General features: G+C 61.8%; 10 protein-coding genes. 4 read left to right on the top strand and 6 right to left on the bottom strand.

Annotated elements, in window-relative coordinates; translation table 11 throughout:
• A partial coding sequence (locus ACTJK0_RS20930; protein ID WP_440746486.1) for an alpha/beta hydrolase occupies positions 1-884 on the top strand: 884 nt, incomplete at its 5' end.
• Between the two features lie 222 nt (positions 885-1106).
• On the top strand, positions 1107-1553 hold the full coding sequence (panD, locus tag ACTJK0_RS20925; RefSeq protein ID WP_440746485.1) for an aspartate 1-decarboxylase: 447 nt from the start codon (positions 1107-1109) through the stop codon (positions 1551-1553).
• 758 nt (positions 1554-2311) lie between these two features.
• On the opposite strand, the gene ACTJK0_RS20920 is transcribed toward panD, so the two are convergent.
• From ACTJK0_RS20920 to ACTJK0_RS20895, 6 genes are all read right to left on the bottom strand, one after another.
• Positions 2312-3268: a glycosyl hydrolase family 32 gene (locus ACTJK0_RS20920; RefSeq protein ID WP_440746484.1), complete on the bottom strand. Its 957-nt coding sequence runs from the start codon at positions 3266-3268 to the stop codon at positions 2312-2314.
• 205 nt (positions 3269-3473) lie between these two features.
• Positions 3474-4304 carry an ATP-binding cassette domain-containing protein gene (locus tag ACTJK0_RS20915; RefSeq protein ID WP_440746483.1) on the bottom strand — a complete coding sequence of 277 codons (831 nt, stop codon included), beginning with the start codon at positions 4302-4304 and terminating at the stop codon, positions 3474-3476.
• Complete coding sequence (locus ACTJK0_RS20910) at positions 4301-6235, bottom strand: dipeptide/oligopeptide/nickel ABC transporter permease/ATP-binding protein (protein ID WP_440746482.1); 1935 nt, start codon at positions 6233-6235, stop codon at positions 4301-4303. The genes ACTJK0_RS20915 and ACTJK0_RS20910 overlap by 4 nt, the downstream gene beginning before the upstream one ends.
• The gene (locus tag ACTJK0_RS20905; protein ID WP_440746481.1) at positions 6232-7170 is read right to left on the bottom strand and encodes an ABC transporter permease; all 939 of its coding nucleotides are present in this window, start codon (positions 7168-7170) and stop codon (positions 6232-6234) included. The genes ACTJK0_RS20910 and ACTJK0_RS20905 overlap by 4 nt, the downstream gene beginning before the upstream one ends.
• A gap of 15 nt (positions 7171-7185) precedes the next feature.
• On the bottom strand, positions 7186-8913 hold the full coding sequence (locus tag ACTJK0_RS20900; protein ID WP_440746480.1) for an ABC transporter substrate-binding protein: 1728 nt from the start codon (positions 8911-8913) through the stop codon (positions 7186-7188).
• A 107-nt stretch (positions 8914-9020) separates the two neighbouring features.
• Positions 9021-10046: a LacI family DNA-binding transcriptional regulator gene (locus ACTJK0_RS20895; RefSeq protein ID WP_440746487.1), complete on the bottom strand. Its 1026-nt coding sequence runs from the start codon at positions 10044-10046 to the stop codon at positions 9021-9023.
• 133 nt (positions 10047-10179) lie between these two features.
• On the opposite strand from ACTJK0_RS20895, the gene ACTJK0_RS20890 reads away from it, so the two are divergent.
• Entirely contained in the window at positions 10180-11304 is a 1125-nt protein-coding gene (locus ACTJK0_RS20890; RefSeq protein WP_440746479.1) for a serine hydrolase domain-containing protein, read from the top strand.
• Between the two features lie 237 nt (positions 11305-11541).
• A partial coding sequence (locus tag ACTJK0_RS20885; protein WP_440746478.1) for an alpha/beta hydrolase occupies positions 11542-12460 on the top strand: 919 nt, incomplete at its 3' end.

Here is a 12460-nt window from a genome sequence, read left to right as displayed (position 1 = left end):
TCAGCACCATCACCGTCGACCAGCTCCGGGAGATGTCCGCGGCACCGCTGCCTCCGGGAACGCCCGGACCGGAGCTCGCGTCCACGGAGGAGCGTCAGATTGACACGCCGAATGGCACTCTGAGCGTGCGGATCCATCGACCGCTTGGTGAGGGCCCCGTTCCGACGGTTGTCTTCATCCACGGTGGCGGTTGGGTCGTCGGCTCCCCGGCCGCTGTCGGGCCGGTGACAGAGCGCCTGTCCGCGTACCTGGGCGCGGTGGTAGTCAGCATCAGCTATCGGCTGGCACCCGAACACCCCTTCCCGGCCGGTTACGAGGATGCACTTTTCCTTACCCGCTGGGCGGCTGATAACGTCGGTGAGCTCGGCGGGCGCAGTGAGGCGTTCGCCATTGCGGGAGAGAGTGCCGGCGGAAACTACGCCGCAGCGGTGGCACTGGCGCTGCGGGACGAGGGGATCCTCGCGGGACAGCTTCTGTTCAACCCTGCAACAGACCTCGGCCCGACCTATCGCGATGCCGAGTCGTACCGCAAAGACCGCGACCCGGCGCTGCGCGCTGTCAACGTCGATTACAGCGTCCGTTCCTATCTTGGCGCTGAGTCCTCAACCGACTGGCGGGCATCGCCCATCGCCGCCGAGGATGTCGCGGGCGTGGCACCAGCGGTGATCGGCCTCTCCGGCAACGATCCGCTGCACGATCAGGGACAGGCCTACGCGGACAAGCTCAAAGCGGCAGGTGTGCCGGTCCAAGTGGCCGACTTCGCTGACCTCGTGCACGCCTACGCCGCACAGTCGTTCCTCGTTCCGGTCTGCAACGACGCCCTGGTCAAGACCTGCCGCGAGTTCCTTACGCTCATGAATTGGGCCACGCCCTCCACACCGTAAAGGACGGACCTGAGCTGGAGGCGGTGAGTCCAGACGGCTCGCTCCTTTGGTATCAGCTGACGAAGTCGCCCTCAGACAAATGATTTCCGTAATGACGGAATTCAGGTTCGCCCGCATTTCCTGCCGCCGCGCGCATTGAAGAACGACCAGCAAAAGATCGTGGTACGTCATTCACAGGTGGCGGCGTTGATGCCGATATAAGGCACACCTCTTGGAGTTGTTATGAATCGAACAATGTTTAAGTCCAAAATCCATCGGGCGACCGTCACACACGCAGACCTGCATTATGTGGGTTCAGTGACCGTAGATCTGAACCTGCTTGAGGCCGCCGATATCTTGCCCGGCGAACTTGTGGTCGTAGTTGACGTCACCAATGGCGCCCGCCTGGAGACGTATAGCATCGCGGGCGAACGTGGCTCGGGTGTGATCGGTATTAACGGCCCAGCAGCCCACCTTGTGCGGGAAGACGACATTGTCATCCTGATTACTTACGCGGAAATGACCACTGAGGAAGCCAAGGGCTACCAGCCACGCGTGGTCCATGTGGACCGCAACAACAAGGTGGTTCATTTGGGAAATGACCCCTCCGAAGGCCTTACCCCCGGCCTCCTGCGCCCGCCATATGCGCTGAACAACACCACACTCCAACAGGCGCAGCAGCTCGAATAATCGTAGAAGGTATGGTTCGAAATAACGTTGCGCCGTAACTCGTTGGCGCCAGTCAAGATGCCGGAATGTAAGGGTTGGAGGTGCCGGTGGAATGGACAGCGCATTGAGTGCGGGCCGTCAGCACGCTGGATCGGAACGAGAAATCCCAGCTTGATGGCTAAGTTTTGGATAGAGTCCTCACGGACAGGCCTCCGGCAGTGGCGCGCAGACCGCAGACCGGCCACATCTCAGGAAATTCCTGCGGTGGCCCGTGAGTGGACGGCCCCGCCGACCTAAATAATGCCGGTGGTGCGTTCCGCCCGCCCCAACTGCGACAGCTGGGTCGGAGCAGTTGTGTTGAGGGATTCCTGGGGTTGGGCCTTGAGCCGCTGGAAAATGACATGGCTTGCCACGGCTGGGCGTTGTCCAGAACTTCTAAACCGCACGTGCTGTCTTGGCTTGTGTAGTAAAAAACCATGTTGTGGTGACTCGGGCCCAGGCCCATCTCCGGATCACCTTCCCCGTTTTCATGCGTCAACGTTACCGTGGCGCCGGATTAATCAGCCCCTGGTTCACAGGATGAGCAGCACCCCAGTGAAGAGGCTTGCCGGCCGGGGCTGCAGCGTCGACGATTTCGATTCATTCCGTGTCACCAGTCCCTCCCTATAGCCGAGAGTTCAACCAATGCGTTGGCCGGTGTATCCCTCGAGGAAAAGGACGGGTTGGCCACCGAGGGATCCCTGGCTGTCTCAGCAGATGCTGGATGGGGTTGTGGACGTTTACTGAATCCCGGCTTCGCGAGGCAAGACCAATCGGCCGTCCGTGCCCTTGACGGGGATCGGGTCACAAATCCCCCCGATGAAGGGATCGGTGCTGTTAGTGAGTTCAAAGGCTAGAAAGACAGGAGTGCCGTTGTCGTCGATGATCCGTCCGCTGTAGAGATCTGGGCCGCTGAGATTGCTTGCGCGCTGGAGGTCGATGTTGCCGCTCCAGGGGGCGACCCAGGTGCCGGTGGTTGCCCCGGCAGCGCGTCGGTCCTCAGAAATAACTTGGTCGTGGGCGGAGAAGAGGATCAGCTCGTGCCCGTTGAGGGACACCTTTTGGAAGACTTCGAGGTGGGCGAAGCCGTGGATGGGCTCAGTGAGGGGCGGTTGCACCGTCCAAGTGCCAAGGTCGGAAGAGGTAGCGTGGGCAACCACTCCCCGGTTGATGGATGCACCAGTGTTGGCACGCGCCGTAATCAGCATGTGCCATTGACCGCTGTCATCCCGATATACCCAGGGGTCCCGCCACGCCTCTTCGGGCCAGTCTGAAGTTCCGAGCGTTTCGTACCAACGCGGATCAGCGTGTAGCGCGAAGGACGGGTCCTTTGTCCAGGTATAGAGGTCCGGTGAGGTCGCCATGGCGATAACTTCGATGTTGGTCGCCGCGTCGGGGAAGGGAAAGGTGGAACCGGTGTAGAACATGCGCCATATTCCGTCGTCGCCACGGACGATGGAGCCGGTCCACGTTGCTGTCGCGTCGACCGTCCCGGGACCTCCGGGAGCAAGGACGGTGCCATGTTCGCTCCAGGTGCTGAGGTCCGTGGAGGTCGCGTGCCCGATGGTGGCGTTGCGGTGGCGGAGTTCCGGGTCGCCGAGCGACTTGGGCGCCTGTAGGTAGTACAGGTGGTGGGTGTCCTCGTTCTGGATGTGCCAAAAGTCCCAGATCCATCGGTCATTGGGTGTGAGCGGCAAGATGCGTCCTAACTAGGGGTGTGAAGCGTTATGCGGTGGTAACTGTGCGACGGTTCGCGTGACGGGATGAGGTGGGTGTGCCATGGCTTCATCCCGCCATGCGGCCGCTTCCAGGAGCAATTTAGCGTCCCGCGAGGAAGCGTGAATGTCACGGGGGCCTGAAGGTGGTTGAAGGGAACTGGTTGGAGTGACGAGAAAAGCGCGGCTAGGTGGCGGCCCCGGCTGTTGTGGGGCGCTGGCGCTGCCGCTGCATGGCCGGGTCGGCGATGGGCGCGGCCAGGAGAAGTGCTCTGGTGTAGGGATCGACGGGCTGGGTGGTGACCAGCCGTGTCGCGCCCGATTCCTTGATCACGCCCCGGTAAAGCACAGTGACCTCGTGACAGATGTGCTTGACCACCGACATGTCGTGGCTGATGAACAGATAGCTCAGACCGCGCTCCCGTTGCAGGTCGGTGAGAAGGTTCAGTACCTGGGCCTGCACTGAGAGGTCGAGGGCGCTGACTGCTTCGTCGCAAACGACGACCTGGGGGTTGGTGATCAGCGCCCGTGCGATGGAGATGCGTTGCCTTTGTCCACCAGAGAACTGGCGGGGCCGACGGAACGCGGCATCCGGCTCCATGCCTACGGCGGTGAGTACCTCCGCCACCCGGCCGTCCACATCGATCCCACCGAGCATGTTCTGCGCCTTCAACGGTTCGATAAGGCTCCGCCGGATGGTGAAAGAAGGGTTCAGCGAGGTGTTCGGGTCCTGGAACACAGCCTGAATGGACCGCCCTAGTTCGCGTCGGCGCCGTCCGGTCAGGTGGGTGATGTCCTCGCCCAGCAGTTCTACGCGGCCAGTGGTTACGGGCACGAGCCCCAGAATGGCTTTGGCCAGCGTCGACTTTCCGGACCCGGACTCCCCTACCAAGCCGACTGTCGTGCCGTGAGGGATACGCACGCTGACATTATCCAAGGCGGTGAAATGCCGGCGTCCTTTCCGGTACCGGACGGTGATATTGTCGGCGACAAGCACCGGGGACGTCGTGTCGTTCATCGGTCCAAGACTCCTTCGCTGGCAAGTTCTTCAGCCCGGATGCAACGGGTGACAGATCCCGGCGGGACGATGCGTAATGGCAGGGGTCCTTCCAGGCACGCTTCGGTGGCGTACGGGCATCGGCCGGAGAACCGGCAGCCCGCAGGCCAGGTACCGGGGGCCGGAACCCGTCCCGGGATTGTTTCCAGCCGTTCCCCTAGCGGCGAGACGCTGGGGTCAGCGGCCAGGAGGGCTGCAGTGTAGGGAAAGCGCGGCGCCTTGAAAACCGTGTAAACATCGCCCATTTCGACCACTTCACCGGCGTACATGACAACCGCACGGTCTGCGATGTCCGCAACGACACCCCAGTTGTGGGTGATGATGAGCACGCTGAGTTTCGTAGATTGCTGGAGTTCACGCAGCAGGTGCAGGATTTCTGATTGCACTGTGACATCAAGGGCCGTTGTGGGTTCGTCGGCGATGATCAGCTTGGGACGCCCGGCCAGCGCGAGGGCTATATTGATGCGCTGGGCCATTCCACCGGATATTTCGTGCGGGTAGAGCTTCAGCACTCGTGCCGGGTCCTGGATCTGTACCTGCTGGAGCAGTTCCTGGGTGCGTTCCTTCAGCTTGGCGGCCGAGAGCTTCTCGTGGCGGACGATGACCTCGCGCAGGTGGCTTTCGATGGTGTGCGTCGGATCCAGGCTCCCAAGGGCGTCTTGGGCAACGTAACCGATCCCGTTGCCACGGATGGCCGCGTATGCCTCCGGTCCGCCCTCGAGGAGGTCAACGCCGTTGAAGATGACGCTGCCCCCGGCAACATGAAGCCCGGGTAGCACCAACCCAAGAGTAGCCAGGGCCGTCACCGATTTGCCGCATCCGGATTCGCCCACGACAGCGACAATCTCGCCCTGGCCTACCGAGAAAGTTGCGTCGTCAACGAGCGTCACCCCGCTATCAAGGCTGACTTGCAGGTTGTGTACCTGCAAAAGGTGATTTTTCGTGTCCAGGTCGAGTGAATGAACCGGCTGGGTTGTCGTTTTTTTGGCTCCGCGCTTCACTGCCGGTGATGCCTCGTCGGAGGTGGCGTCACGGATGGCGTCGCCGAGAAGCCCGAATGCCATCACCGTAAGGATGATGATCAGCCCTGGGGGTACCAGCGGCCAAGGGGTCAGCGATATGACCTGGGATGCTTCACCGATCATCCCGCCCCAGGTGGGGCGGTCTCCATCAGTGAGGAGTCCGAGGAAGGCCAGTGCAGCCTGGATCACCAAGGAGGCCCCGGCGAAGACCGAAGCCTGAACGAGGATCGGGCCCAGCGCGCGGCGGACGAGGTGTGTTGACATGATGCTTAGGGGCTTTACGCCAGCCACCGTTGCGGCGGTGACGAAGGCTTCTTCCCGGACTACGAGGGTGACCCCGCGCACGACGCGAATCAGGCCAGGGGAACCGAGCACGCCGAGGGTGATCATCGCCGCAGTGGGACTCGATGCGAAGACCGCCAGGACGACCAGAAGGATGATGACAGCGGGGATGGACATGGCAATTTCAGCGATACGGCTGATGATGCTGTCGATGCGTCCACCCTTATAGCCGGAGATAATCCCCAGCGGGACACCTATAAGGAGAAAAACGGCCAACGCGACCAGGGCGTAGGTCAGAGACGGAACAGTGGCGTAGAGGAGTCGGCTCAACAAGTCGCGCCCCAACGCATCTGTGCCAAGCCAGTGGGCAGCGCTGGGACCGTTGAGGGGCACCAGCAAGTCCTGCTCTGCTGCCTTGAAGGGAGCGATCACTGGTGCGAGCAGGCCCAGGACGAAGATCAGGAGGATGATGATGCTGGCGATGACCCCGAGAGGTTGCTTTTTCCATGTCTGACTAAGCCAGGCTTGCCGACGGGGAGCGGCGTCAGGCGAGGCTGAGCTGGAGCGGTGGGTTGATGTCGCTGTCATTTAACTCTCACACGTGGATTGAAGTAGCCATACGCGAGGTCGACAACTAGATTGACGACGATCGTGATGAGCGTGAAGTAGACCACTACCCCCTGGATAAGGGGCAGATCGCGGGACGCCGTGGCCTGGACTGCGGTGCTGCCCAGGCCCGGGATGGCGAAAATGGATTCGATGGCGACGGTGCCGCCCAAGGCCCCCACGAAAACGAGGCCGATTACGGTCAGGATCGGAACGGCCGCGTTGCGCAGGGCGTGCCTGTAGATTATCGAGTTCTCCTTCACGGCTGCTGCCCGCAGGGTACGGACATAGTTTCCGTCCAATGCCGTTGCCATCGAGTCCCGTGTTTGTTTGGCGATCCGTGACATTGCCGGCAGAGACAGGGTGACTATTGGCAGGATCAGTGATGTGGCCCACATGCCGGGGTCGTCGGCAATGGAGACGTAGCCGGTTGGTGGCAGGAGTCTCAGCTGCACGGCGAAGATCACGACCAGGACCAGGCCCAACCAAAAGTCGGGGATGGCCAGAGCGAGGATCGAGGAGGAGTCAACAACACGGCCGAGGACCCCGCGACGGGCCGCGCGGATGCCCATGGCGATCCCGATTATCGAGGCCACGAGGGTGGCCCCGATAATCAGGGACAGCGATGGTTCAAGCCGTGCATTGAGGAGCTCCGCGACCGGCTGCCGACTGATCAAGGACGTGCCCAGGTCCCCGTGCAGCGCACCGGTCAACCAGTTCCAGTACTGCTGCCACAGGGGCAGGTTCAGGCCAAGTTCCTCCCGCGCGGCCGCGAGCTGGGCGGCGGTGGCGTTGGGTCCAAGCAGAGCCCTGGCTGCGTCGCCGGGAAGGAACGGGACCAGGACGAACGAGATCATAGACGCAATGAGCGCCAGTGGAATCGACAGCGCCAAGCGGCGCAGGATCAACCTAAGCACGGCTTTGTTTCTTTCTTACTTGGTCGGTCGCAGGTCGGTGACCAGCGGGACGCCGGCGTTGGCCGAGGTCGCGTCGAAGCCGGTCAGGCCCGGAGCGATGTAGTAGCTCAAAGGAGCACCGACGACCGGGATGGTCCACGCCTGGTCAACCAGGCGTTCGTTGATCTGCTTCTGCAGGGCGACTCCTGCGTCTTTATCAGCAGCCCGGTACTTGGAGTAGAGAGCATCAAGCTGAGGATCAACGGTCTTGAACCAGTTGAATGGACCGGCCGAATTCACGAATCCTGCCCAGAGGGAATTCATATCCGCGAGCCCGTATCCGATGACAGCGGCCGGGTATTTCCCGGAAACCATGGCTGTGAAGTAATCCGGAGCAGCAGCCTGCGTGGTGAGTTCGAGTTTGACCCCCACCTTCTCAAGCTGCCCGCCGATGGCTTGTGTCACCTTGTCGAGACCCATGAGGGATGTGGTGAGTACCGGGAGCGTGAAGCCGTCGGGGTACCCGGCTTCAGCGAGCAGAGCCTTGGCGGCTTCCGGATCATACTTGTACTTCTCGTTGAGGTCCGGGCTGTAACCGGGCTGGCCTTCCAGGGCGTACTGCGACAGTGCGAGGTCCTCGGAGCCGTAGATTGCCTTGGCGATCGCTTTACGATCCACTGCCATGTTTAGGGCCTGTCGGACCTTGAGGTTACCCAGTGGTGCCGAAACCTTGCCTTCGCGGTCGGCGAGGTTGATTCCGGTCAGCGCCTGGGGTGGTGCGATGACCTGTAACCCGGCAGCGCGGGCTGCGGGCAGCGTCGTGGCATCGCCCAAAGCGGCCTGCACCTGACCTGCCTGAATGGCCTGAATGGTGGAGGACGGGTTGGCAATCACCCGCACTGTCACAGTGTTGAAGTGCTGGCGCTCGGGGTCCCAGTAGTTGGGGTTTTTCACGAATGTGTAGTGATCTCCGGTGACCGTCTTTGCCGCGTCGAGCATGTATGGCCCAGCGCCTGCAGTGCCCGTGTCCAGGGAGGCAGGAGTACCGAGGGACTTCGGACTGATCAGGTAGCCGGCACCGAACGACTGGGCGAAGTAAAAGGTCAGGCCGGGATCAGGGGTGGACAGGGTCAGCCGGACCGTCAAGGGCCCAGTGACGTCAACGCTTTTCACTGACGCCAACAAGGTGGCAGGGGTGCCGAGCTTCTGAGTGCGCAGGTAATCGAGGTTGGCCTTCAGCGCCTCGCCGTCCACGGCCGTGCCGTCACTGAACTTGGCCCCGTCACGGAGAGTTATTTCGTAGGTCTGATTGCCCTCACCGACATAACCGAACTTTTCAGCCAGCCCAGGCTTGAAGGTGCCATCACCGTTCATAATGACGAGGGGGTCATAGGCCCAGTGGTACAACGGCGCATAGGCCGGATCACCAATGTCCGGGTTCAGCGACGGCGGAACCACCGAGGTGGCAAAGGTGACGGTGTCAGCGGCATACGGCTTTGCCGTCGACCCAGCCGGGCTGCCTCCGTTGCCGGAGCAGCCCGTCATCGCAACGCCGACAACCAGGAAGCCCGCCAGAAGTGCGCCACCGCGTACTCGTGACTTCGAAGATTTGCCGCCAATCCCATGAGCCGTTGACGCGAAGAAGCCCTTGATTCGAGTCCTTACTCCCTGTGCCATGGCGGCATCTTCTGCAGGCGCCTCGTGCCATGCGCGGGAGTGAGGGGAAACGATGCCCTCGGCACCGTTCGTTTTCGCTTCGTCCATTTTCATCCTCCATTGGATCCCATCGCCGACACCGTTGCCGGGCTAAATGGATTTAGCAATAAGGTTGCATGTGCCCCGCATCACTGTCAAGCCCGTGAAAATGGCCTTTAACGGCGGGTGGCGCTAACGCTGCGGGTCGAGTGCCGGCGCTGAAGCTGCATCTGCTCGAGGTATTCTGCAGGAATTGACGCATGGGCACCGAGAGCGATCTCGACGGCGCGCCGACCCATGGCCTCGAAGGGAAGGGCCACGGTCGTGAGTTCGGGCCGCAGTACCGAGACGATCTCGTCATCGTCGAAGGAGACGAGGGACACGTCATCGGGGATCCTGAGGCCCGCTTGCCGGAAACCTTGATAGGCCCCGGCCGCCAAGGTGTCATTTAGAGCAACGACGGCGGTAACGGGTCCGTGCTCAGCGACCGCCCGGCCAGCAGTATCCAGTCCAGCTTCGAAGTCCCACACAGGTCGATCAAGGGAAACCTGGACGACCTCAACTCCTGCGCGAGCAAATTCAGACAGGAGACTTCCGATGCGTCGACGCACCGGGACGGTCCAGTATTGGGATTCGGACGTACCAAGGATGTGCACGCGGCGATGACCAAGTTCGATGAGGTGCATGGCAGCCTGCCGTCCCCCGGCTTCTTCGTCAGGTAGGACCGACACATACTCCCCAGGACCGGCGCTGCCATTGAGCACTACGAGCGGAACAGGCAAATGACGCCCGGGCATTATGATCTTGCCAGTCACCGTCGCCAGGATCAGCGCATCGACCTGACGGTCAAGCAGCGCTTCGATCGCCCGCGCCTGTTCCTGCAGGTCACCTTCAGTCTCCGTTACGAAGAGAGTGTGGTCCCGCTCTCGCGCAGCCCCCAGGGCTCCACGAATCATCGGTCCCGCGTACCGGGTGGATGCAATGCGGTCAGAAACGAAACCGATGGTCGCAGATTTTTCCATCCGCAGGCCGCGCGCCATCAAGTTGGGCCGGTAATTCAACTCCTCAGCCGCATCGAAAACCCGCCGCCGGGCGTCGTCACTCATCCGGGTATTCTCCCGCCCGTTGAGGATCAACGAAGCGGCCGTCCTAGACACACGGGCACGTTCTGCAACGTCCGCCAGCGTGACCCGCGGACTCATTGCACCATTGTCGCTGGTCACGCGTCCACCGGAGCGTCATCCTTGACAGACCTTTTGAAGAGCATGAGACTAGTATCGGCTAAATCCATTTAGCAGCCAAGTTTTCCGGTATTGCTTCCTGAAAGGTCATTACATGTCCGACGTCAGTGGCGACGTTGCACCGGGCTTCGGTCCTGTTGCGGACGCCTTCAGGGAGAATTTTCAGAGCCAGGGCGATGTCGGGGCTGCCTGCGCCGTCGTCGTCGAAGGGACCACCGTGGTGGACCTGTTCGGAGGGCACTCCCGTGCGAACACCCCGTGGACGAGGGAAACGCGCAGTGTCGTCTTTTCCGTGAGCAAGGGCATTACCGCGATCTGCCTCATGATGGCATCCGAGCGAGGTTACCTTGACCTTGATCTGCCCGTGGCACGGTATTGGCCGGAATTCGCAGCGCATGGCAAAGATCAAATTACTGTTCGCCAACTTCTCGCCCACCGGGGCGGGCTCGTCTATCCCTTCGCGCCGCTGACTGCCGCAGACATCCGAGGGTGGATACCTGCGGTGGATGCATTGGCATCCCAGGCGCCCCAATGGCCTCCAGGGGAATCCTTCGCGTACCATCCCATCACCATGGGATTCCTTGCCGGTGAAGTGCTGCGCCGCACCACGCGCAAGAAGCCTTCGGAATGGCTCAAAAACTACATCGCAGAGCCCCTCGGTCTGACCATGACCTTCGGTGCGGACGGCCACAGCCCGGATTTCGCCCCGATTATTCCGCCGAACGTGGAAGTGGCTGCTCCCTACCCGCCAGACGAAATTGTCCTTATGCAGAAGGCGATGACCATGTCCGGGGCTTACGACGCAGACTTTTTCAACGGCGCCAATCAGGATGCCTTCCTTGGCAGCGAAAGCCCTGGGGTGAATCTCGTCGCCACCGCTCGTGATCTGGCCCGCCTTTACGGCGCCACAGTCGCTGAAGTCGACGGACTTCGCCTTCTCGATGATGACTCAATCAGCCACGCGATACGGCCGCTCTCCCAGGGGCAGCCGTTCTATGGGGTCGATGAGGGCAACATCTGGGGCACGGGATTTATGCTCCATTCAAAGCGCCGTGCCATGGTCGGACCAGGCAGTTTCGGCCACGACGGGGCCGGCGGACAGCTGGCTTTCGCGAACGTGGAACACCGGCTCGCGTTCGCTTACCAAACTGTGCAGGCGGGGGCGCAGAACGACTCGCGCGCCGAACTGCTTTCGCAGGCCCTCCGCGGCTGCCTGTAGTTCAAATCGACATGTTCCGTTGCCGTCTAGGCGCACAGGCGTCTTTTGTAAATGGTGCCGCCCCTACTGCGACTGGCATCACTCTCATATCGGCTCCGTCATCGCTACGTTGTCATGCGCTCATTGACTGATCGATATACGCCACCAGCAAGTTCCAGCACGAATAGGAACCAGTTTGGACCGTAGTCATCGCATCTATCACCGTCCGATAACTCACTTATTCAAGGAAGCTTCGTCATGACCATCCATCCTCAGCTTCAGCCCCTTCTTGCTGCGGTTCCCTTTGTGGACCTCAGCACCATCACCGTCGACCAGCTCCGGGAGATGTCCGCGGCACCGCTGCCTCCGGGAACGCCCGGACCGGAGCTCGCGTCCACGGAGGAGCGTCAGATTGACACGCCGAATGGCACTCTGAGCGTGCGGATCCATCGACCGCTTGGTGAGGGCCCCGTTCCGACGGTTGTCTTCATCCACGGTGGCGGTTGGGTCGTCGGCTCCCCGGCCGCTGTCGGGCCGGTGACAGAGCGCCTGTCCGCGTACCTGGGCGCGGTGGTAGTCAGCATCAGCTATCGGCTGGCACCCGAACACCCCTTCCCGGCCGGTTACGAGGATGCACTTTTCCTTACCCGCTGGGCGGCTGATAACGTCGGTGAGCTCGGCGGGCGCAGTGAGGCGTTCGCCATTGCGGGAGAGAGTGCCGGCGGAAACTACGCCGCAGCGGTGGCACTGGCGCTGCGGGACGAGGGGATCCTCGCGGGACAGCTTCTGTTCAACCCTGCAACAGACCTCGGCCCGACCTATCGCGATGCCGAGTCGTACCGCAAAGACCGCGACCCGGCGCTGCGCGCTGTCAACGTCGATTACAGCGTCCGTTCCTATCTTGGCGCTGAGTCCTCAACCGACTGGCGGGCATCGCCCATCGCCGCCGAGGATGTCGCGGGCGTGGCACCAGCGGTGATCGGCCTCTCCGGCAACGATCCGCTGCACGATCAGGGACAGGCCTACGCGGACAAGCTCAAAGCGGCAGGTGTGCCGGTCCAAGTGGCCGACTTCGCTGACCTCGTGCACGCCTACGCCGCACAGTCGTTCCTCGTTCCGGTCTGCAACGACGCCCTGGTCAAGACCTGCCGCGAGTTCCTTACGCTCATGAATTGGG

It is taken from the genome of Paenarthrobacter sp. 22069, assembly GCF_052046035.1.
Taxonomy (GTDB): domain Bacteria; phylum Actinomycetota; class Actinomycetes; order Actinomycetales; family Micrococcaceae; genus Arthrobacter.
Note: the sequence above shows the minus strand (reverse complement) of the source record. Positions and strands in the feature narration are given on the sequence as shown.